26 protein-coding genes are annotated in these 18,418 nt (G+C 69.6%); 15 read left to right on the forward strand and 11 right to left on the reverse strand.

Features of this window, described 5'->3' with window-relative positions; genetic code table 11:
- Positions 1 to 191: 191 nt before the first annotated feature.
- Genes M9M90_RS15545 through M9M90_RS15565 form a run of 5 tightly spaced genes read left to right on the forward strand, consistent with a single transcriptional unit; the run spans position 192 to position 3,579 of the window.
- Entirely contained in the window at positions 192 to 1,478 is a 1,287-nt protein-coding gene (locus M9M90_RS15545) for a cytochrome P450 (RefSeq protein WP_254834133.1), read from the forward strand.
- A 60-nt stretch (positions 1,479 to 1,538) separates the two neighbouring features.
- Positions 1,539 to 2,123, forward strand: a complete 585-nt coding sequence (locus M9M90_RS15550) for a TetR/AcrR family transcriptional regulator (protein WP_254834134.1) — start codon at positions 1,539 to 1,541, stop codon at positions 2,121 to 2,123.
- Between the two features lie 12 nt (positions 2,124 to 2,135).
- Entirely contained in the window at positions 2,136 to 2,510 is a 375-nt protein-coding gene (locus M9M90_RS15555) for a helix-turn-helix transcriptional regulator (RefSeq protein WP_254834135.1), read from the forward strand.
- Positions 2,507 to 2,941 carry an SRPBCC domain-containing protein gene (locus M9M90_RS15560; protein WP_254834136.1) on the forward strand — a complete coding sequence of 145 codons (435 nt, stop codon included), beginning with the start codon at positions 2,507 to 2,509 and terminating at the stop codon, positions 2,939 to 2,941. Before M9M90_RS15555 ends, M9M90_RS15560 begins: the two co-directional genes overlap by 4 nt.
- On the forward strand, positions 2,938 to 3,579 hold the full coding sequence (locus M9M90_RS15565; protein ID WP_254834137.1) for a glutathione S-transferase family protein: 642 nt from the start codon (positions 2,938 to 2,940) through the stop codon (positions 3,577 to 3,579). The genes M9M90_RS15560 and M9M90_RS15565 overlap by 4 nt, the downstream gene beginning before the upstream one ends.
- A gap of 22 nt (positions 3,580 to 3,601) precedes the next feature.
- On the opposite strand, the gene M9M90_RS15570 is transcribed toward M9M90_RS15565, so the two are convergent.
- On the reverse strand, positions 3,602 to 4,534 hold the full coding sequence (locus M9M90_RS15570) for a LysR family transcriptional regulator (RefSeq protein WP_254834138.1): 933 nt from the start codon (positions 4,532 to 4,534) through the stop codon (positions 3,602 to 3,604).
- Positions 4,535 to 4,648: 114 nt separating this feature from the next.
- Between M9M90_RS15570 and M9M90_RS15575 the strand changes: the two genes are divergently transcribed.
- Positions 4,649 to 5,254: an FMN-dependent NADH-azoreductase gene (locus M9M90_RS15575; protein WP_254834139.1), complete on the forward strand. Its 606-nt coding sequence runs from the start codon at positions 4,649 to 4,651 to the stop codon at positions 5,252 to 5,254.
- A 165-nt stretch (positions 5,255 to 5,419) separates the two neighbouring features.
- On the opposite strand, the gene M9M90_RS15580 is transcribed toward M9M90_RS15575, so the two are convergent.
- Entirely contained in the window at positions 5,420 to 5,929 is a 510-nt protein-coding gene (locus M9M90_RS15580) for a GNAT family N-acetyltransferase (protein WP_254834140.1), read from the reverse strand.
- 144 nt (positions 5,930 to 6,073) lie between these two features.
- Here M9M90_RS15580 and M9M90_RS15585 point away from each other — a divergent pair, with 144 nt between their 5' ends.
- The gene (locus tag M9M90_RS15585) at positions 6,074 to 6,706 is read left to right on the forward strand and encodes a DsbA family protein (protein WP_254834141.1); all 633 of its coding nucleotides are present in this window, start codon (positions 6,074 to 6,076) and stop codon (positions 6,704 to 6,706) included.
- Between the two features lie 35 nt (positions 6,707 to 6,741).
- On the opposite strand, the gene M9M90_RS15590 is transcribed toward M9M90_RS15585, so the two are convergent.
- Positions 6,742 to 7,104 (reverse strand): nuclear transport factor 2 family protein, encoded by a 363-nt coding sequence (locus tag M9M90_RS15590; RefSeq protein WP_254834142.1) that lies wholly within the window; start codon positions 7,102 to 7,104, stop codon positions 6,742 to 6,744.
- Between the two features lie 281 nt (positions 7,105 to 7,385).
- Between M9M90_RS15590 and M9M90_RS15595 the strand changes: the two genes are divergently transcribed.
- Positions 7,386 to 7,751, forward strand: coding sequence for an EthD domain-containing protein (locus M9M90_RS15595; protein WP_254834143.1), 366 nt, complete (start codon positions 7,386 to 7,388; stop codon positions 7,749 to 7,751).
- Positions 7,752 to 8,201: 450 nt separating this feature from the next.
- Here M9M90_RS15595 and M9M90_RS15600 read toward each other — a convergent pair whose 3' ends face one another.
- A complete protein-coding gene (locus M9M90_RS15600) occupies positions 8,202 to 8,618 on the reverse strand; it encodes a DUF983 domain-containing protein (RefSeq protein ID WP_254834144.1) in 417 nt (138 codons plus the stop codon).
- Between the two features lie 69 nt (positions 8,619 to 8,687).
- Here M9M90_RS15600 and M9M90_RS15605 point away from each other — a divergent pair, with 69 nt between their 5' ends.
- Positions 8,688 to 10,064 carry a PLP-dependent aminotransferase family protein gene (locus tag M9M90_RS15605; RefSeq protein ID WP_254834146.1) on the forward strand — a complete coding sequence of 459 codons (1,377 nt, stop codon included), beginning with the start codon at positions 8,688 to 8,690 and terminating at the stop codon, positions 10,062 to 10,064.
- A gap of 153 nt (positions 10,065 to 10,217) precedes the next feature.
- Here M9M90_RS15605 and M9M90_RS15610 read toward each other — a convergent pair whose 3' ends face one another.
- Both M9M90_RS15610 and M9M90_RS15615 read right to left on the reverse strand, forming a co-directional pair.
- Complete coding sequence (locus tag M9M90_RS15610; RefSeq protein ID WP_254834147.1) at positions 10,218 to 10,607, reverse strand: VOC family protein; 390 nt, start codon at positions 10,605 to 10,607, stop codon at positions 10,218 to 10,220.
- Positions 10,608 to 10,818: 211 nt separating this feature from the next.
- A complete protein-coding gene (locus tag M9M90_RS15615; protein WP_254834148.1) occupies positions 10,819 to 12,051 on the reverse strand; it encodes a cytochrome P450 in 1,233 nt (410 codons plus the stop codon).
- A gap of 82 nt (positions 12,052 to 12,133) precedes the next feature.
- On the opposite strand from M9M90_RS15615, the gene xth reads away from it, so the two are divergent.
- A complete protein-coding gene (xth, locus tag M9M90_RS15620) occupies positions 12,134 to 12,934 on the forward strand; it encodes an exodeoxyribonuclease III (RefSeq protein ID WP_254834149.1) in 801 nt (266 codons plus the stop codon).
- Here xth and M9M90_RS15625 read toward each other — a convergent pair.
- Positions 12,931 to 13,317 carry a hypothetical protein gene (locus tag M9M90_RS15625; protein WP_254834150.1) on the reverse strand — a complete coding sequence of 129 codons (387 nt, stop codon included), beginning with the start codon at positions 13,315 to 13,317 and terminating at the stop codon, positions 12,931 to 12,933. The two genes, xth and M9M90_RS15625, sit on opposite strands and share 4 nt — an antisense overlap.
- A gap of 115 nt (positions 13,318 to 13,432) precedes the next feature.
- On the opposite strand from M9M90_RS15625, the gene M9M90_RS15630 reads away from it, so the two are divergent.
- The 4 genes from M9M90_RS15630 to cysK all read left to right on the forward strand — a co-directional run bounded on the left by M9M90_RS15630 (position 13,433) and on the right by cysK (position 15,874).
- A complete protein-coding gene (locus tag M9M90_RS15630) occupies positions 13,433 to 13,723 on the forward strand; it encodes a hypothetical protein (protein WP_254834151.1) in 291 nt (96 codons plus the stop codon).
- 83 nt (positions 13,724 to 13,806) lie between these two features.
- On the forward strand, positions 13,807 to 14,061 hold the full coding sequence (locus M9M90_RS15635) for a DUF3297 family protein (protein WP_254834152.1): 255 nt from the start codon (positions 13,807 to 13,809) through the stop codon (positions 14,059 to 14,061).
- A gap of 403 nt (positions 14,062 to 14,464) precedes the next feature.
- Entirely contained in the window at positions 14,465 to 14,725 is a 261-nt protein-coding gene (locus M9M90_RS15640) for a hypothetical protein (protein ID WP_254834153.1), read from the forward strand.
- Between the two features lie 93 nt (positions 14,726 to 14,818).
- Positions 14,819 to 15,874: a cysteine synthase A gene (gene cysK / locus M9M90_RS15645; protein WP_254834154.1), complete on the forward strand. Its 1,056-nt coding sequence runs from the start codon at positions 14,819 to 14,821 to the stop codon at positions 15,872 to 15,874.
- 19 nt (positions 15,875 to 15,893) lie between these two features.
- On the opposite strand, the gene M9M90_RS15650 is transcribed toward cysK, so the two are convergent.
- Both M9M90_RS15650 and M9M90_RS15655 read right to left on the reverse strand, forming a co-directional pair.
- Entirely contained in the window at positions 15,894 to 16,247 is a 354-nt protein-coding gene (locus tag M9M90_RS15650) for a DUF1428 domain-containing protein (RefSeq protein ID WP_254834155.1), read from the reverse strand.
- 76 nt (positions 16,248 to 16,323) lie between these two features.
- Positions 16,324 to 16,488, reverse strand: a complete 165-nt coding sequence (locus tag M9M90_RS15655) for a hypothetical protein (RefSeq protein WP_254834156.1) — start codon at positions 16,486 to 16,488, stop codon at positions 16,324 to 16,326.
- Positions 16,489 to 16,597: 109 nt separating this feature from the next.
- On the opposite strand from M9M90_RS15655, the gene M9M90_RS15660 reads away from it, so the two are divergent.
- Positions 16,598 to 17,494: a LysR substrate-binding domain-containing protein gene (locus tag M9M90_RS15660; RefSeq protein WP_254834157.1), complete on the forward strand. Its 897-nt coding sequence runs from the start codon at positions 16,598 to 16,600 to the stop codon at positions 17,492 to 17,494.
- 11 nt (positions 17,495 to 17,505) lie between these two features.
- On the opposite strand, the gene M9M90_RS15665 is transcribed toward M9M90_RS15660, so the two are convergent.
- Positions 17,506 to 17,916 carry a hypothetical protein gene (locus M9M90_RS15665; protein WP_254834158.1) on the reverse strand — a complete coding sequence of 137 codons (411 nt, stop codon included), beginning with the start codon at positions 17,914 to 17,916 and terminating at the stop codon, positions 17,506 to 17,508.
- Between the two features lie 130 nt (positions 17,917 to 18,046).
- Positions 18,047 to 18,376, reverse strand: coding sequence for a helix-turn-helix transcriptional regulator (locus M9M90_RS15670; RefSeq protein ID WP_254834159.1), 330 nt, complete (start codon positions 18,374 to 18,376; stop codon positions 18,047 to 18,049).
- Positions 18,377 to 18,418 lie beyond the last annotated feature (42 nt).

The following is an 18,418-nucleotide window of genomic DNA, read 5'->3' on the forward strand; positions in this document are numbered from 1 at the left end:
CACTTCAAACAGCATGGTTCTTCAGGGGGTCGGAAGCGGACATTCTCAAGGGCTGCGAAGAGCCCGTTTCAGACCTTGGAGAAAACGCGCGAGCCTCGCGCCTCGCACCACACCCCCTTGTGGAACATTGTTCGAAGCGTCTCGATAGCTCCGCGCCCGGCCCCGGGCGCTTCGACCTGAGAGGCGCGGCGATGGCTGACGGAACGACGGACATTCTGAAGGACAAACGCGCCGCCGCACGCAAGGCCGCCTACGAGACCCCGCTCGCGGAGCTCAACCCGGCCCGCGCCTCGCTCTTCCGCGACGACGCCATGTGGCCGATCTTCGAGCGCCTGCGCGCCGAGTCCCCGGTCCACTTCACGCCCGACAGCAACTACGGCCCCTACTGGTCGATCACCCGCTACGACGACATCATGGCGGTGGACTCCAACCATCAGGTCTTCTCCTCGGCCAAGGGCATCACGCTCTCGCCCAAGGCCGCCCAGGGGTTCCGCGACCCCAACAACACCGCCACCAACTTCATCGCCATGGATCCGCCGCGCCACGACGTGCAGCGCAAGACGGTGAGCCCGGCCCTGTCGCCCCACGCGCTCTCGATCATGGCCCCGCTGATCCGCGAGCGGGCCGGCCTGATCCTCGACAGCCTGCCGGTCGGCGAGCCCTTCGACTGGGTCGACCTGGTGTCGAAGGAGCTGACCACCATGACGCTCGCGACCCTGTTCGCCTTCCCCTTCGACGAGCGGCGCAAGCTCACCCGCTGGTCCGACGCCATGACCACCCCGCCGGGCTTCGGCGGCGGCGCCGCCAGCCTGCAGGAGCTGCGCGAGACCATGGCCGAGTGCTTCGGCTACTTCACCGAGCTCTGGAACCAACGGGTCAACGCCCCGCCCACCGGCGACCTGATCTCCATGCTGGCCCACGGCGAGGAGACCCGGAACATGACGATGGCGGAGTTCCACGCCAACGTCGCCCTGCTGATCATCGGCGGCAACGACACCACGCGGAACACCATCTCCGGCTCGGTCCTGGCGCTGAACCAGAACCCCGACCAGTACGCCAAGCTGCGCGCCAATCCGGCCCTGATCCCGTCCATGGTCTCCGAGACAATCCGCTGGCAGACCCCGCTCGCCCACATGTCCCGGACCGCGACCCAGGACTTCGAGCTGGGCGGCAAGACCATCAAGGCCGGCGACAAGGTGGTCATGTGGTACGTCTCGGGCAACCGCGACGGGTCGGTGATCGAGAACCCCGACAGCTACATCATCGATCGCCCGCGACCGCGCCAGCACATGTCCTTCGGGTTCGGCATCCACCGCTGCGTGGGCAACCGCCTGGCCGAGCTGCAGCTCACCATCATCTGGGAAGAGATCATGAAGCGCTTCCCCGACATCCAGCTCCTGGAAGAGCCGAAGCGCAGCTACTCGGTCTTCGTGAAGGGCTACGAGGAGATGAAGGTCGTCCTGCCGGCCAGGCTCTAGGCTGGTTGCGGCGCGCCTGATCGTTCATGTTCCCGGCCGTCTCCGAAGGACGGCCACCAGATGACGCGCCCCAAGATCGCCATCGCCGGAACCCTGCGCCGCCGCGCCCTGGATGCGGCGCGCAGCCTGGTCGACAAGGGTGGGGCCGAGGCCCTGCAGCTTAGGCTCATCGCCGCCGAGGTGGGCAGCGGGGTGGCCAGCCTCTACTACCACTTCGCCAACAAGGACGCCCTGCTGGCCGCCGTCGCGGTCGATGGCTGGCGCGAGCTCACCGGGAAGATCGAGCGCGCCAGGGCCAGCGGCAGGTTCCCCCACCAGATCGACGCGGCGTCGGCGGCCCTGCTCACCTTCATCCGACGCAATCCGCACCTCTACGCCCTCATGCAGACCGAGCCGAGCCTGTCGGGCAATCTCGCCGTTCGCGCGGCCGAACAGCAGGCGCTTGAGGTGTTCCAGAGCGCCGTGCGCGACGACGACAGGGCGCCGCCGGACCGGGCCGAGGACATCGCGCTGGTGTTCTGGGTGCTTGGACGCGGCATAGCCTCGGCCGTCCATAGACAGGAGGACCCGGCGGCCGCCGAGCGCCTGGAGCAAGCCGTGCTGCGCGGCTTCGCCTTCCTGCTGTCCCGGGGTGCTTCGGCCTGACGCGCGGGTCGCTTGACTCCCGTCGTCAGTCGGACAACACTTCGCTACATGGTGAAGTTTCAAGTCTCCGCTATCGACCGCACGTTCGCGGCGCTCGCCGATCCCACCCGGCGCTACATCCTGCTGCGGCTGAACGACGAGCCGGGCCTTTCGGTGAGCGAACTCGCCCGGCCGTTTTCGCTGAAGCTTCCGGGGATGATGAAGCATCTGGATGTCCTGTCCGACGCGGGATTGATCACACGCACCAAGACCGGCCGCACCGTGTCGGTGAACCTTTCGCCCGGGCCGATGCAGGAGGCGATGGCTTGGCTGCAACGCTACGAGCGTTTCTGGACCGTTAGCCTCGATAGGCTTGTCGCGCTCGTCGAACAGGATGGCGAGCCATGACCCTCCCCAGCGTGACCATCGTGCGCCGCATCAAGGCCTCGCCCGCCAAGGTCTATGCGGCGATCACCCAGCCCGAACTGATGATCCAGTGGTGGGGTCCGGACGCCGGGCCCACGATCCGGGCCGAGGCCGACGTGCGCCCCGGTGGCCGGCTCAGCGTCGTGTTTCGTCTGCTGAACGGCGAGGAGCACAACCCCACCGGGGTCTATCGGGAGGTGGTTCCCGACAGGAAGCTGGTCTTCACCTGGGAATGGCCCGGAGCCCCGGAGCGGGAGTCGCTGGTCACCTTCCTGATCGAGCCGTTCGACGGCGGCTCTGAGCTGACCCTGATCCACGAGCGCCTTCCCGACGAGGCGGCGCGCGAAAGTCACCGGGCAGGCTGGAACGGCCTTGTCGACAAGCTGGTAGTGTTTCTTGGAGACGCCGAATGAGCGACCTGACCCTCACCACCTTCGACTGGGTTCCCGAGGCGCCTCGCGGCTTTGTGCGTGACATCCGTGTGCGCTGGGCGCTGGAAGAGGCCGGGTTGCCCTACCGCGTCGAGAGCACGCCGTTCCGGGACCGCGAGGCCGGGCATTTCGCGCACCAGCCCTTCGGCCAGGCGCCCTGGCTGACCGACGGCGACCTCTCGATCTTCGAGAGCGGCGCGATCCTGCTGCACCTCGGCGAGCTTAGCGATGCGCTGCTGCCCGCCGATCGCCGCGGTCGCAGCGACGCCAAGGAGTGGCTGTTCGCGGCCCTGAATTCCGTGGAGATGGCGAGCCTGCCCTGGTCGCTGTTGATGTTCTCCGGCGAGAGCAAGGACACGGGGGTCTGGAAGCTCTTCGACGGGTTCCTCAAGGCCCACCGGCTCCAGCACTTGGAGCCGGTCCTGGCGGGACGCGAATGGCTCGCCGCGACCTTCTCCATCGCCGACATCCTGATGGCCGACGTGCTGCGCCTGGTCGATCGGTTCGACGGCTTGGCGGACTATCCCGCCTGCCGCGCCTATGTCGCGCGCGCCACGGCTCGTCCGGCCTTCGTCAAGGCGCACGCGGATCAGATGGCGCATTTCGCAGCGGCCGACTGAGGGCGGACGCTCGGCGCATGCCCTAGGTCCCCATCCTGGTCCTGTAGGCCTCCCGCGCCTTGTGGCAGACGTCCCAGTAGGGCTCGCCGCCGAAGCGCTCGACCAGCAGCTCGGTGAGCGCCCGGACCTTGCCCGGCATGTGGCTGGCCGGCGGCGGCCGGACCACATAGAGCCCCGCCTCCGGGATCGGGTAGTCCTGCAGCAGCGGGACCAGTTCCCCGGCCTCGATGGCGTGGCCGGCCAGGAAGGTCGGCAGGGCGGCGATCCCCAGGCCCGCCACCGCCGCGGCCACCAGGGCCTGGCCGCTGTCGGCCTTGAAGCGGCCCTCCGGGCGGATGGTGATCAGCTTCCTGCCGTCGCGGAACGACCAGGCCTCCTGGCCCTGCAGCAGGGCGTCGTGGCCCACCAGGTCCTCGGGCGTCAGTGGCGTCCCACGGCGTTCCAGATAGGCCGGGCTCGCCACCACCGCGGCGTTGATCGGGGCGATCCGCCGGGCGATCAGGCTGGAGTCGGCCAGGTTGCCCAGCCGCACGGCCACGTCGAACCGCTCGCCGATCAGGTCGACGAACCGGTCGCTGTAGGAGGCCGTCACCGCCAGCCTCGGATGACGCACGGCCAGCTCCGCCAGCACCGGCGCCAGGTGGGTCATGCCGAACGACAGGGGGGCTGCCACCCGCAGGCTGCCGACGATCTCCTCGCCGCGCTGGGCCAGCGAGTCCCGCGCCGCCTCCAGTTCGGCCAGGACCCGGTCGGCGTGCTCCTTGAATTCCATCCCCGCCTCGGTGAGCGCCACCCCGCGCGTGGTGCGGCTCAGGAGCTGGGCGCCCAGCGAGGCTTCCAGCCGCGCGACCCGGCGGCTGACCATCGACTTCGACAGCGCCAGCCGCTGCCCCGCCCGGCCGAAACCGCCGGCCTCGGCGACCTCGACAAAGGCCCGGATGTCATCCAGCTCCATGATGCAAGCGTTCCTCTGCACGCAACAATCTGGTGCGTTATGTGGTGCTACTGTTGCACGATGTGGACCCCCACCTCCAGGACATCAATTCATCAGCGCTCTTGGAGGAGTGTCATGTCCAATATCCTGGTTCTCAACAGCAGCCTCAGCGGCGAGGCCTCCGTCTCCCGCCTCCTGGTCGCCGACGCGGTCACCGAGCTCACCCAGCGCGATCCCGGCGCCACCCTGGTGTTCCGCGACCTCGCCGCCGCCCCCATTCCGCACCTGACCCTGGAAACCGTCGCCGGCGTCCGCGCTCAGGCGACCACGCCGGCCGAGCTGGCCTCCCGCGCCCTGTCCGACGAGTTGATCGCCGAGCTGCGCGCCGCCGACACCATCGTCATCGGTGCGCCGATGTACAATTTCAGCATCCCGACCACCCTGCGCACCTGGTTCGACCACGTCCTGCGCCCCGGCGTGACCTTCAGCTATTCCGAGGCCGGTCCGAAGGGTCTGATCGAGGGCAAGCGGGTGATCGTCGTGGAGGCGCGCGGCGGCCTCTATAGCGAAGGCCCGGCCCAGGCCGCGGACTTCCAGGAGCCCTATCTGCGCCAACTGCTGGGCTTCATCGGCATGACCGACGTCACCTTCATCCGCGCCGAGAAGATCGGCTACGGTCCCGACGCGCGCGACCAGGCGGTGGCCGACAGCCGCGCGGAGCTGGCCAGGCTGGCGGCCTAGGGGGCTCAAGATGCTCCCCCCACTGGGGGAGCTGTCAGCGAAGCTGACTGAGGGGGACTTTGACTCATCCGGCGTGGATGAAACCCCCTCCGTCACGCTCCGCTGACGCTACGCGCGCCACCTCCCCCAAACCGCGCTGCGCGCTGGGGGAGGATCTGGCCGTCGCTACACCTCCCGCCGCATGAACACCCGCGTGCTCTCATCGAGCCCCCGCGCCTCGTGCTCCGCGCGGATCTCGGCCATGCCTGGGGTCAGCACCTCGACATCCTCGAACCCCAATCGCCGGTAGTAGGGCGCGTTGAACGGCACGTCCTTGAAGGTCGAGAGCGTCAGCGCCGGCCAGCCGCGCGCCCGCGCCAGGTCGGCCACCGCCGCGATCAGCCGCGCCCCGATCCCCCGCCGCTCATGGCTGGGCAGGACGTCCACCTGCTCGACATATCCGCAGCCTTCGACCTGGCGGAACATCACGAAGGCCACCGGGACCTCGCCCTCGCAGGCGACCAGCAGGCCGTTCTCGGCCACCCGCTCGGCCAGGGTCTCGGCGTCCGTGGGCTCGTCGTCGGCCAGCCAGGCCCGGTCAGTGTCGAGGAACCGTCTGGCGGAGGCGCGCTCGATGGCTCGCACGGCTTGGATATCGCCTGGCTCGGCCGCGCGAAGGCGCAGGTCATGGGTCATTGGAATCGTCCGAAAGAAGTGGATCCAGGGGCTGGGGCGGTCTGGCGCTCAGTCTTTCAAGGATCGCGGTCTCCGGGGGCTCGCCGAGCGGGTCGGTCGATCCTAGTCTAGGGGCGCCGGCCGCAGCGCGCCAAGGATCGCGACATGGAAACACCCCACCTGATCTACTTCGCCGATCCGATGTGCTCGTGGTGCTACGGCTTCTCGCCGGTGATCGGCCAGATCCGCCAGGCCTTCGGCCGGTCCCTGCCGATCCGCCTGGTCATGGGCGGCCTGCGCCCGGGCACGGACACCCCCACCACCGACAAGGCCAAGGCCGAGCTGGTCGGCCACTGGGGCCACGTGCATGAGGCCACCGGCCTGCCCTTCGACGGCGCCGTGCTGGACCGGCCGGGCTTTCTATACGACACCGACCCGGCGGCCCGCGCCGTGGTCCGCGTCCGCCGCGAGGACCCGGAGAAGGCGCTCGTCTATCTCGGCCGGGTCCAGCAGGCCTTCTACGCGCAGAACCAGGACGTCACGAAGCCCGAGACCCTGGCCGACCTCGCCGCCGAACTGGGCGTCGACCGCGAGGCCTTCCTGGCCGACTTCGAGACCGACGACCTCAAGCACGAGACCTGGGCCGACTACGGGACCTCCCAACGGGCCGGCGTCACCGGCTTCCCGACCCTGGTGGCCGGCCCCAGCGCCGACGGGACCTATGGCGTGGTCACCCGCGGCTACCAGCCCGCCGAACAGGTCCTGCCGTTGCTGCACCGCTGGATGGGCACGGCGTAACAGACGCCGCGGGGGAGCGCGGCGCCTGTCTCCGCTCAGGCCGCGGCCGGGACCTGGTCTAGGAACCCGGTCACGGTCTTCAGCCGCCCATCCTCCAGGCGGCAGAAGTCGGTGCCCTTGATCGGCGCGTCGGCGGCCCCGTCGGGACCCAGGCCCCAGGAGAAGCGGACATGGTCGCCATGCCCGTCGGCCGCGCCGATCAGGGCGAAGCGGAAGCCCGGGAAGCGGTCCTGGACCCCGGCGATCAGGGCCTCGACCCCGGCATGGCCGGCCACGGCGGCCAGCGGGTCCACATAGGTGGCGTCGGCGGCGAAGGCCTGCGCGATCCTGGCCTTGCGGGCCGCGCCGTCGGTCTCGTTCCAGGCGGCGATATAGGCCTCGGCGATGGCTTGGGTCATGGGGCGTGCTCCTTGGCTTGTTGACGTCGCCACCTTGCCGCCCCGCCGCAACACCCGCGATTACCCGCGAGGTAGTGGGCTTCAACCCCCTCCGTCACGTCGCCGAAGAGGCGACGCGCCACCTCCCCCAATTCGCGCTGCGCGCTGGGGGAGGATCTGGATCGACGCAACCCAGATGCTCCCCTCTTGGGGGAGCTGTCAGCGAAGCTGACTGAGGGGGACTTTGACTTCTTGCTGAATCTCCATGCCCCTGTCGGCCAAGACCCGTCCAGGACCCACCCATGATCAAGCTCACCTTCGCCCTCATCCGCCGCCCGGAGTTCACCCGCGAGGCCTTCCAGGACTACTGGTTGAACACTCACGCGCCCCTGGTCGCCAGCGTCCGCGAGACCCTGCGCATCAGGCGCTACGTCCAGCTGCACAGCCTGCCGGCCGAAGTCTCCGCCGACCTTCGCGTCGCCCGCGGCGGGCCCGAGGGCTATGACGGGGTCGCCCAGCTCTGGTGGGACAGCTTCGAGGACCTGGCCGTGGGCGCCCAGAACGAGGCCGCCAAGGCCGCCGGCCGCCTGCTGCTGGAAGACGAGGCCCGCTTCATCGACCTGCCCAAGTCCCCCCTCTGGTGGGGCGAGGAAAAGGTGATTTTCTAGAGGCCCCAGGGAGTCAAAGTCCCCCTCAGTCAGCTTCGCTGACAGCTCCCCCAGAAGGGGAGCATCCATGCGGTTATAGATCCTCCCCCAGCGCGCAGCGCGATGAGGGGGAGGTGGCGCGTCGCCTCTTCGGCGGCGTGACGGAGGGGGTTGGAACGCGCCGCCCTTCCGCCATCCAGATACGAAAAGGGCGCCTCCGACCGTGCCGGAAGCGCCCTCGCCTGTCCCCACAGGCAGACATTGTCGCCCGAGGGCGCCACGTCTTCAAAACATGGCGCCTTTGTGGCGGAAATGACGGCGTTCGCCAAGCCGTGAGATTGTCGCAGGCATGAGGGAGCCCCGGCGCTCTTGGGGAGATCCGGGGCTCAGGCGAAGGCGGTGTCGGGGGCGACCAAGCCTTCGCATCAGATGAATACGCGAGACTCGCGAGCGTTCCGTGCCGGGGTAACTTTAATCGCGGGCCCGGCCGCGCCGGCCGAAGCCGCCCTCGCCATGACCGCCCAGGCTGGAGAAGCGAGCCTCCTCGGCCTTGTGGAAGTATTGCGAGGCCACCAGCCAGGCCTTCACCGGCCGCAGGCTAGCCAGGCAGGCGAGGACCAGGCCCGGGAAGGTGGTCGCCAGGTGGACCCACATCGGCGGATGCCAGACAACCTCGGCCCAGGTGAACAGGGCGATGACCACGATCCCGACGCCGCTCATCACGAAGAAGGCCGGGCCGTCGGCGGGGTCTGCGAAGCTGTAGTCCAGGCCGCAGCGGTCGCACGACTTGGCCACGGTCAGGAAGCCGGCGAACAGCCTGCCCTCGCCGCAGCGCGGGCACCGGCAGCGCAGGCCTGAGACGATCGGCAGCGGCGGGTCGTGGGGCATGCAGACAATCCTTGAATTCGTGCATACAATTGTGCACTAATGTATGTACTTCCCGCTGGACTTGCAACCATGAGCCTCCCGACCGCCCGCTGGCTGGCCCGCATCGACCGCGACGAGGGCCCGATCTACCTGGCCATCCTCAAGGCGCTTTCGGCCGCCATCGCCGACGGCGAGCTTCAGGCCGGCGAGCAACTCCCGGCGCAGCGCGCCGTGGCCGCCCAGCTCGGCGTCGACTTCACCACCGTCACCCGGGCCTACGCCGCCGCCCGGGCGCGCGGCCTGGTGGAGGGCGCCGTGGGCCGCGGCACCTTCGTGGCCGGCCGCGCCGCCGAGGACGAGGCGGGCCTGATCGACCTCTCCATGAACCTGCCGCCGCCGCCGCTCGGCCTGTCGCTGGGCCGGATGCTGAAGGAGACCAGCCGGGCGATCCTCGAGCGCACCGATCCCGCCGCGCTCATGGCCTACCATCCCGGCGCGGGGTCGCTGGCCCAGCGCGCCGCCGGCGCCGCCTGGCTGACCCCGACCCTGGGCGAGGTCGCCCCCGAGCGCCTCCTGGTCTCGCCGGGCGCCCAGACCGCGCTGGCGGCCCTGTTCACCACCCTGATGCGCCGCGGCGACGCCCTGGTGGCGGAACCCCTGACCTATCCCGGCGCGCTGGCCCTGGCCGCCCACCTGGGCCTGCGCGTCATCCCCTGCCCAACCGACGGCGAAGGCGTCGTGCCCGAGGCCCTGGAGCGCCTTTGCGCCGAGCAGCGCCCCAAGGCGATCTATCTGATCCCCACCCTGCAGAACCCTGTCGCCACCACCATGCGCCTGGCGCGGCGACAGGACGTGGCGCGCATCGCCCGCTCCGCCCAGGTCCCCATCATCGAGGACGACGCCTATGGCCGCCTGCCGGCCGCGCCCCTGCCCGCCTTGGCCGCCCTCGATCCGGAGAACGTCTGGCACGTGGCCACCCTCTCCAAGGCCCTGTCGCCCGGCCTGCGCACCGCCTTCGTCGCCGCCCCCGACGCTGCGGCCGCCCAGCGCCTGGCGCTCGCCCTGCGCGCGCTCTCCCTGATGGCCTCGCCGCTGACCGCGGCCGTGGCCACAGCCTGGATCCGCGAGGGCGCCGCCGAACACCTGCTGGCCGCCATCCGCGCCGAGTCCCGCGCCCGCCAGGCCCTGGCCCACGAGATTCTGCCGGGGGCCGTCGGCGGCCCGGACGGCGTCCATGTCTGGCTGGACCTCCCCCCGGGCCGCGACGCCGCGGGCCTACGCGCCAGCGCCGCCCAGCGCGGCCTCTCCCTGGTCACCGCGGACTCCTTCGCCGCGGGTCCCGGTTCGCGCAACGGCCTGCGCATCTCCCTCGGCGGCCAGGCCCGCCGCGACGTCCTCGCCCAGGCCCTGCAGGCCGTGGCGATCCTCTTGGCGGGTGAGCGAGAAATTGGGCGAGCAGTCGTGTGACGATGTCCCTTCTCCCCCTTGCGGGAGAAGGTGGCCTTGCGGAGCAGGGTCGGATGAGGGGTCGCACCACCCTGTCCGCCTGGTTGTGAGTGATGAGGTCGCGAGTCCGCCTCCGAGCCCAAGCGGACGTGGGTCAGGGCGCCGCCCCGGGGCTCAGGCCGCGGCCGTATCCGGCTGCATCAGGCCGAAAATGTTGCTCTCGGTGTCCTTCATGTAGGCGAGCCACCCCACGCCCGGGATTGCCATCTTCGGCAGAGCCTGCACGCCGCCGAGCGACAGCGCCTTTGCGACTGTGGCGTCCACGTCATCGACCTCGTGGGTGCAGATGTATCCGACCACCGGCGTTGGCTCCTGGGGGTCGGGATTTGGGCCAATTCGCGGGATCAGGGCGCCGTCGATCCCCGGCCCGTCGGCGCCGGTTACGATGAACTCGATGCCAGGCTGCGGCAGCTTCGTAAACCTCCAGCCGAACAAGGCCGAGTAGAACGCCTTAACCCGCTCGAAGTCGGCGGCATGGATCTCGAAGTGCACCGGGCGCGGCATGGCGATGCTCCCTCTATCGGCACACATCAAGCCACAACGCAGATGCCCGCGCCAGCCTCCCGGCGTCAGGGGAATGCCCCCTCCCGAGCTTAGCGGACACCGCATTGCAGCTAAGGCAGCGGTTCATCGGCCCACCGCCACCCGAGAGTTCTGAGAAACCCCTCATCCGACCTTGCTCCGCAAGGCCACCCGCAAGGGGAGAAGGGACTCGTTACGCCACCACCTCCAGCCGCTCCAACCCCCGGAAGAACGGCAGGGTCCGCCACACCGGCTCGGCCGCCGGATCGGCCAGCCGCAGGTTCGGGAAGCGGTCGAACAGCCGCACCAGCGCCACCTGGGCCTCCAGCCGCGCCAGGGGCGCCCCGATACAGATGTGCGCCCCGCCGCCGAACGCCACGTGTGGCTTGTGCTTGCGCGCCACATCGAAGCGGTGCGGGTCCTCGAAGGCCTCCGGGTCGCGATTGGCCGCGCGCAGCGAGAACATGAAGGACTCCGCCGTCGCCACCGGACAGCCGCCCACCTCCATCTCCCGCGACGCCACCCGCCCGGTGATGTCCACCGGCGGCTCGTAGCGCAGGGTCTCCTCGACCACGGCGCTCACAAGGCCCGGATCGGCCCGCAGCTTGGCCAGCTCTCCGGGATGGGTCAGCAACAGCCGCACGGCGTTGCCGATCAGGTCGGTGGTGGTCAAGTTGCCGCCGACCAGCAGGGCGCCCAGATTGATCCGCAGCTCGATGTCGCTGATCGGCGCGCCCTGCGCCTGCAGCCGCGTCATGTCGGAGATCAGGTCGTCGCGCGGCGCGGCCTTTCGCGCCGCGATGGTCTGCGTCCAGTATTCGGTCAGCGCCGCGCTCGACGCCTCCATCCGCGCCGTCTGCTCCTCGTTGCGGAACGGATTGAGGTTCTGGATCACATCCTCCGACCAGACCCGGAACTCCGCCAGCCGGTCATGGTCGACCCCCAGGATCGAGGCGATCACGTCGATGGGGATCGGCACGCAGAAGGCGCTCATCAGGTCGAACGGCTTGCCCGGGACGATGCGGTCCAGGGCCTCGTCGACGATCCGCTCCACCTCGGGCCGGAACTTGGCCACCCGGGCGTAGAGCGCCTGGGTCAGGGGCTGTCGGATGCGCGCATGGTCGGGATCGTCCAGCAGCAGGATGCTGGTGGTCTCGCCGCGATTGTCCGGATCGGCGTCGGCCCCGACCAGGCTCCGCGACAGGAACGACTTGCCGTCGGCGCGGATCGGGTCGCGCCACAGGGTGCGGTCCGACACCATGCCGCGGACGTCGGCGTAGCGGGTCACCACCACGCTGCCCGAGGCCTCGTCCCGATGCACCGGGCAGCGGGCCCGCAGGTCGTCCAGCAGGACGTGCGGGTCGGCGCGATAGACGGGATTGAGCGGCGTCAGCTCGAACACCGTTGGAAGGGCTCGTTCGGCCATGTCGTCCTCCGTTCGAAGCCAGGCTACGCCGGTTTCCCTGGACGTCGCCTAGCGGATTCGGCCCCTCGCGCGTTGTTCGCCGATGAAGCTCGCGACCTTCAACATCAACAACGTCGTCCGACGCCTCGACGGCCTGCTGAGCTGGCTTGCCGAGGCCCGACCGGACGTCGTCTGCCTGCAGGAACTGAAGGCCGAGCAGGGCGCCTTCCCGACAGCGGCGCTGGAGGCCGCCGGCTACGGCGCGGTCTGGACCGGCCAGCGGACCTGGAACGGGGTGGCCATCCTCGCCCGCGGCCGCGAGCCGGTCCTGGTCCGCCGCGGCCTGCCGGGCGACCCGGCCGACACCCAGGCCCGCTACATCGAGGCCGCCGTCGAGGGCGTGCTGATCGCCTGCCTCTACCTGCCCAACGGCAACCCGCAGCCGGGACCGAAGTTCGCCTACAAGCTGGCCTGGTTCGAGCGGCTGATCGCCCATGCCGCATCCCTGATCGAGGCCGAGGTCCCCGTGGTCCTGGCAGGCGACTACAATGTGGTCCCCACCGACCTCGACATCTATCCCACCAAGTCCTGGACGAACGACGCCCTGCTGCAGCCGGAGAGCCGCGAGGCCTTCGCCCGCCTGCTGGCCCAGGGCTGGACCGACGCCCTGCGCGCCCGGCATCCGGGCGAGCGGCTCTACACATTCTGGGACTACAAGCGGCAGCGCTGGGCGCGAGACGCCGGCCTGCGGCTCGACCACCTGCTGCTGAGCCCGGTCTTGAAACAAAGCCTGAGGGACGCCGGCGTCGACAAGGCGGTGCGCGGTCTGGAAGGCGCCAGCGACCACGCCCCGGCCTGGGTTGAGCTGGACTGGCCTGCGCGGCGGCGAAAGTCCGGCGGCTAGCCCGCCCGGTACGGCAGGTAGCCCCGCTCGACCATGCGCCGCAGGGCCTCATAGGCCTCGGTCAGCTCCTCGAAGGCCAGGCGCATCTCCGCCAGGTGGGTCACCTGCTCGGGACTCGGGGGCTGGGAGGTCTCGGTGCAGGCGAGCGCCGCGGCCACCCATTGCGCCCGGGCGATGGCCGCGGCCACCGCCAGGCGCTGGAACTTGCCCGCGTCGGCATGGCCCAGCACATGGGCGATGACCTCCTGGTTGGAGGCGTAGACGGTGTAGTCGATCCGCTCCATCTGCCCGCGCAGCCGGCGCTGGGCCTGCGGGTCGAGCATGGCGTCGGGCTCGAAGTGATCGCTGGCGCGTCGCACGCTCGAGGTCCTGGTGACGGACATAGCGGTCTCCCATCCCGATCGACCGACTCTAGGGTTCGGGCTTTAAGGTTCGATTGACGGAAACCGGAATCGATTTCGCGCGCTTAGGGGGCTCAGACCTCACAAGGACGTTACCATGCGCATCATCACCCTAACCGCCGCCGCCGTCGCCGCCCTGTCCCTCGCCGCCTGCTCCAAGCCCGCCGACAAGGCCATCGACGCCCAGGCCGACGCCGTCGAGGCCACCGGTGAACTGAAGGCCGACGCCCTGGAAAACAAGGCCGACGCCGTGGACGCCAAGGCCGACACCATGACCGGCGCCGCCGAGAACAACGCCGAAGCACAGGCCGACTCCATGCGCGCCCAGGCCGACGCGACCGAAAAGGCCGCCGACGCGAAGGCCGACGCCATCGAAGAAAAGAAGTAGGCCCGACGAGGCGCCCGACTTCGGTCGGGCGCCGCTTCGCCAAGACGATTGGCTTCCGCGCTTCAGGGCGCTAAACGGCGGCCATGAGCGACACGCCCCCCGACCGCCTCTCGGTCAATCCGAACAGCCCCTATCATGACGCCGCGGCTCTCGAACGCGGAGTCGGCGTCGTCTTCAAGGGCGTCGAGAAGACCAATGTCGACGAATATTGCGTCAGCGAAGGCTGGGTCCGCCTCAGCGTCGGCAAGACCGTCGATCGCAAGGGCAACGCCATGACCGTGAAGCTGCAGGGCGACGTCGCCCCCTACTTCCAGGACATCGCCGCGGTCAAAGAATAGCGCCTCGCCCGAGATGCTCCCCCTCTGGGGGAGCTGTCGGCGAAGCTGACTGCGGGGGACTTTGACTCGCTTTCGAGCACTTCAACCCCCTCCGTCTCTCCACGCTTCGCTCCGAGCGCCACCTCGCCCGAATCGCGCTGCGCGCTGGGGGAGGATCTTGGAGGGTCGGCTCGGTCTCCCTCGCGCCCAGGTCCCCACTCGCCATCGCCGACTCTGGCCGTCACCCGCGCCCAGGCGATGTGGCCTGCGCGGCGCCATCGAGGCGCCGGCCCGCGCCAAGGGGGTCGTCAAGGGCGGAGATCTGGTGAATATTCCGTAAACGAGGCACGCTGGCTGGCACGACATCTGCGACGCCGCCGCTGCGTCTTGGCGAGTTGTGTCACAGTGAGAGGCGCGGAACGGAATGGTTGACGTGCTTCTCAACAGCCCTTCGCAGGAACGCCCCGCCGCCTCTGGAGCGGAACTTTCGAAACGCGCAGGGATCCTCCTGCTGCGGGCGTCCCCCTGGGTCGTGTTCGGACCGATCACCGGGGTGCTGAGCGAGATGGCTCTGCGATCCCATCGCCGCGGCCGGCCCATCCTTGCCGTCAGCTACGTGGTCCTGAACGTCGCCATCCTGCTGGCGATCCCCGCCCTCACGGCCTACCTCGCCTCGCGGCTCTGAACGCAAAGTCTGGCCGCTCATGAGTTGCGGCCGGCCGATTGACTCAGCGCTTTTCGCGGGCGCTCATTCAGCGCGTTCGAGGAGATCCGCGATATGGCCAAGTTTCAGAACATCCTGCAGACGGTGGGAAACACCCCGGTGGTGCGGATCAACCGGCTGGGTCCGTCCCATGTGAACCTCTACGCCAAGGTCGAGGCCTTCAATCCGCTGGGCTCGGTCAAGGACCGCCTGGCGTTGGGGGTCATCGAAGCCGCGGAGAAGTCCGGCGCCCTGAAGCCCGGCCAGACGGTGATCGAGGCCACCAGCGGCAACACCGGCATCGGCCTTGCGATGGTCTGCGCGCAGAAGGGCTACCCCCTGGTCGTGGTGATGGCCGACAGTTTCAGCGTCGAACGTCGCAAACTGATGCGCTTCCTGGGGGCCAAGCTGGTGCTCACCCCCGCCGCCCATCGCGGCACCGGCATGGTCGCCAAGGCGGTCGAGCTCGCCGAGAAGCACGGCTGGTTCCTGACCCGCCAGTTCGAGAACGAGGCCAATCCCGACACCCACTCTGCCACCACCGCACGCGAGATCATCCGCGACTTCGAAGGCGAGCGCCTGGACTACTGGGTGACCGGCTACGGCACGGGCGGCACGCTGAAGGGCGTCGGCCGCGTGCTGCGCCAGGAAAGCCCCGAGACCAAGATCGTGGTGTGCGAACCGCAGGACGCCCCCTTGCTCGGCAGCGGCGCGCCCCAGGCCCGCAACCCCGACGGCTCGGCGTCCGAGGGCCACCCGGCCTGGAAGCCCCATCCGATGCAGGGCTGGACCCCGGACTTCATCCCCAAGCTGACCGGAGACGCGGTGGATATGGGCCTGGCCGACATGATCCTGCCCATCGAGATGGCGCAAGCCATGGGTGGCAGCAAGGACCTGGCGCAGAAGGAAGGCATCTTCGTCGGCATCACCGCCGGCGCCACCCTGGCCGGCGCCCTGCGCGTCGCCCGCGACGCCCCGCAGGGGGCCAACATCCTGTGCATGCTGCCCGACACCGGCGAGCGCTACCTCTCGACCCCGCTGTTCGCCGACGTCTCCATCGAGATGACCGCCGAGGAACTCGAAATCGCCCGCTCGTCCCCGATGTTCGCCGACGTCCCCGCGCCGGCCTGAGCGGCGGTGGAGAGAGCCCCTACAGCTCCATGAAGCTCTCGAACCCGCCATAGATCATGCGCTTGCCGTCGAACGGGTTGTCGGCGGGATCGCGCTTCAGGCGCGGGTCGCTCATCACCTTGGCGTTGATCGCGTCGCGCGCTTCGCGCGAGGGGTAGGTGATCCAGGAGAACACCACGATCTCGTCGTCCTTGGCCTGCACCGCGCGGGGGAACGAGGTCAGTTCGCCTACCGGCACGTCGTCGCCGATGCATTCCACATAGGATAGCGCCCCATGCTCCATCCAGACCTCCCCGGCGAGGCGGGCTAGCGCCTTGTAGGCCTGGAGATTGCCCCTCGGGACCGCCAGGACGAAACCGTCGACATAGGACATCTTGCATCTCCTCATGATCGCTTCGTCCATAGGACGCGCGACGGGAGAGCGTTCCGACAAGGCCGGTGATTCTCGCTCAGTGCGGCCCGGCCAGGTGATGCAGGTCGCCCGGCAGGGCCGGAGTGTTCACGTATGGGCCCCACGGCCCCTGGCGCGCCTGCCGCCGCGCCGCGCGCGCGGCCAGGACGTCCCGCAGCAGTGCGACCCAGCCAAAGGGAACGTCCTTATGCAACCTGCTCAACTCTTCCATCGTCTTTCTCCGGCCACGGTCCTTTCCGGGCCTGGAGAAGATCGTCTTCGAGCGGCGCCGTGACAAACGGGTCCTCCTGCTCTATGCATTAGGACAGCTTATGTCAGACAGCCTCGCCACCATCCCGCTCAGCGCCATCCGGGTCTTCGAGGCGGCCGCGCGCCTGAAGAGCTTCACCCGCGCCGCCGAGGAGCTGGGCGTCACCCAGGCGGCGGTGAGCTGGCAGGTTAAGGCCCTGGAGCGCCGGCTGGACCAGGCCCTCTTCCAGCGCCTGCCGCGCGAGGTCGTGCTGACCCCGGCCGGCGAGCGGCTGGCCCGCGCCGCCGGCGAGGCGGTCAACCTGCTGCGCGCGGCGCTGGACGATCTCACCGAGACCGGCGAGGGCGTGCTGGCCGTCACCACCATGCAGACCCTGGCCACCCAGTGGCTGGCGCCGCGGATCGGCGCCTTCCAGGTCGCCCATCCCAAGCTCGCCGTGCGGCTGGAGGCCAGCAGCCGGCTGGTGGACCTGATCCACGAGAACCTGGATGTGGCGGTGCGCGGCGGCTATGGCGACTGGCCGGGCATCGAGGCCCACTACCTGTTCCCGTCCGAGCAGACGCCCCTCTGCACGCCGCAAATGCGCGAGAGCCTGGGCGGGCTGGAAAGGCCCGAGGACCTGCTGGCCGCCCCGCGGATCGGCTCGCCGGACGAGTGGGCGACCTGGTTCCACTTCGCCGGGGTGGCGACGCCCGGACCCAGCGCCCCGCCCCGCTTGATGGCCGACACCCAGACCCTGGAGGTGGCCTCGGCCCTGGCCGGCCAGGGGGTGGCGCTCGGTTCGCCGATCCTCTTCCAGACCGAGATCGCCGCTGGGCGGCTGGTGCGCCCGTTCAAGGCCACCATGCCGCTGGGCGGGGGCTATTGGCTGGCCTACCCCAAGGACCGCCGGCGCTCGGCAAAGATCGTCGCCTTCCGCGATTGGCTGCTGGCCTGCGTCGCCGACCTGCCGGAATAGGCGGCGCTCGCCTAGACCTCCGCGCAGCTCGCCAGGTTCACCGGGCCCACCTTGGTGCGCGTCCAGGCGTCGCCGACCTTGTTGAATTCCGCGAAGCCGGACTGCGCCCGGTACTCGGCCCGGGCCTCGTCCCAGCCTTCCCAGCTCATGGCCACGACGATCTTGGTCGTGACACCCTTGGCCTGCTCGGCCGGGGCGATCTCGCGCTCGCCCTTGCAGGCCACCTCGAAGGCCTGGCAGCCCTTGCCGTCCTTGGCCTTGCACTCGGCGTCCGAGGCCACGATCGAGTCGTGCCAGCCGCGGATCGCCACATCGAGGCCCGCATACTTGTCCTGCCCGGCGCCGGCGCTCTTGCCGGCCTCTCCGCAACCGCCCAGGGCCAGGAGGCCCGCCGCCACGATCACGGTCGAAAATCTGCTCACGTTCCGCTCCAGCTGTCGGCCGCGCCCCGCGGTCCGTCCCGCCCATAACGCATAAATGACGGCGAAGGCGTGACGCGGGCCGACTTAATCGTCGCAACCCGCCGATCGCCTCATCTTGCCGCGGTCGCGCCTAAAGCCGCTCGCGCTCTTCCCCGAAGGTGACGGCCGGCGGCTCCGGCTCCCAGCAGACCTCGTACTCCGCCAGCCAGCCGACCGCGTCCTGCATCGGCTCCGGCGTCAGCCGGCACGTAACCTTGCGGCCGGTCTTGCTGCGGCTGATCAGTCCGGCGTCCGACAGCACGTCCAGGTGCTTCATGACTGACGGCAGCGACATGGCGAAGGGCGCGGCGAGCTCGGAGACCGACATGCCCTGACGCTGGCGCAGCTGCTTCAGCAGGGCGCGCCGCGTCGGGTCGGACAAGGCCGCGAAGGTCCGGTCGAGCTTTGAATCGTTAACCATGATCGACGCCTACGCCCCCGCGTGCTGAAGTCAAGCTCGCCC

This window comes from Phenylobacterium sp. LH3H17, assembly GCF_024298925.1.
Lineage (GTDB): Bacteria > Pseudomonadota > Alphaproteobacteria > Caulobacterales > Caulobacteraceae > Phenylobacterium.

Excerpts from the sequence above, each read along its gene's own strand:
- M9M90_RS15615 (WP_254834148.1), bottom strand. The coding sequence starts at position 12,051 with ATGGCCGAACGAGCCCTTCCAACGGTGTTCGAGCTGACGCCGCTCAAT.
- M9M90_RS15595 (WP_254834143.1), top strand. The coding sequence starts at position 7,386 with ATGATCAAGCTCACCTTCGCCCTCATCCGCCGCCCGGAGTTCACCCGC.
- M9M90_RS15590 (WP_254834142.1), bottom strand. The coding sequence starts at position 7,104 with ATGACCCAAGCCATCGCCGAGGCCTATATCGCCGCCTGGAACGAGACC.
- cysK (WP_254834154.1), top strand. The coding sequence starts at position 14,819 with ATGGCCAAGTTTCAGAACATCCTGCAGACGGTGGGAAACACCCCGGTG.
- xth (WP_254834149.1), top strand. The coding sequence starts at position 12,134 with ATGAAGCTCGCGACCTTCAACATCAACAACGTCGTCCGACGCCTCGAC.
- M9M90_RS15565 (WP_254834137.1), top strand. The coding sequence starts at position 2,938 with ATGAGCGACCTGACCCTCACCACCTTCGACTGGGTTCCCGAGGCGCCT.
- M9M90_RS15600 (WP_254834144.1), bottom strand. The coding sequence starts at position 8,618 with ATGCCCCACGACCCGCCGCTGCCGATCGTCTCAGGCCTGCGCTGCCGG.
- M9M90_RS15630 (WP_254834151.1), top strand. The coding sequence starts at position 13,433 with ATGCGCATCATCACCCTAACCGCCGCCGCCGTCGCCGCCCTGTCCCTC.
- M9M90_RS15580 (WP_254834140.1), bottom strand. The coding sequence starts at position 5,929 with ATGACCCATGACCTGCGCCTTCGCGCGGCCGAGCCAGGCGATATCCAA.
- M9M90_RS15570 (WP_254834138.1), bottom strand. The coding sequence starts at position 4,534 with ATGGAGCTGGATGACATCCGGGCCTTTGTCGAGGTCGCCGAGGCCGGC.
- M9M90_RS15670 (WP_254834159.1), bottom strand. The coding sequence starts at position 18,376 with ATGGTTAACGATTCAAAGCTCGACCGGACCTTCGCGGCCTTGTCCGAC.
- M9M90_RS15550 (WP_254834134.1), top strand. The coding sequence starts at position 1,539 with ATGACGCGCCCCAAGATCGCCATCGCCGGAACCCTGCGCCGCCGCGCC.
- M9M90_RS15635 (WP_254834152.1), top strand. The coding sequence starts at position 13,807 with ATGAGCGACACGCCCCCCGACCGCCTCTCGGTCAATCCGAACAGCCCC.
- M9M90_RS15605 (WP_254834146.1), top strand. The coding sequence starts at position 8,688 with ATGAGCCTCCCGACCGCCCGCTGGCTGGCCCGCATCGACCGCGACGAG.
- M9M90_RS15575 (WP_254834139.1), top strand. The coding sequence starts at position 4,649 with ATGTCCAATATCCTGGTTCTCAACAGCAGCCTCAGCGGCGAGGCCTCC.
- M9M90_RS15610 (WP_254834147.1), bottom strand. The coding sequence starts at position 10,607 with ATGCCGCGCCCGGTGCACTTCGAGATCCATGCCGCCGACTTCGAGCGG.
- M9M90_RS15585 (WP_254834141.1), top strand. The coding sequence starts at position 6,074 with ATGGAAACACCCCACCTGATCTACTTCGCCGATCCGATGTGCTCGTGG.
- M9M90_RS15545 (WP_254834133.1), top strand. The coding sequence starts at position 192 with ATGGCTGACGGAACGACGGACATTCTGAAGGACAAACGCGCCGCCGCA.
- M9M90_RS15640 (WP_254834153.1), top strand. The coding sequence starts at position 14,465 with ATGGTTGACGTGCTTCTCAACAGCCCTTCGCAGGAACGCCCCGCCGCC.
- M9M90_RS15650 (WP_254834155.1), bottom strand. The coding sequence starts at position 16,247 with ATGTCCTATGTCGACGGTTTCGTCCTGGCGGTCCCGAGGGGCAATCTC.
- M9M90_RS15625 (WP_254834150.1), bottom strand. The coding sequence starts at position 13,317 with ATGTCCGTCACCAGGACCTCGAGCGTGCGACGCGCCAGCGATCACTTC.
- M9M90_RS15660 (WP_254834157.1), top strand. The coding sequence starts at position 16,598 with ATGTCAGACAGCCTCGCCACCATCCCGCTCAGCGCCATCCGGGTCTTC.
- M9M90_RS15560 (WP_254834136.1), top strand. The coding sequence starts at position 2,507 with ATGACCCTCCCCAGCGTGACCATCGTGCGCCGCATCAAGGCCTCGCCC.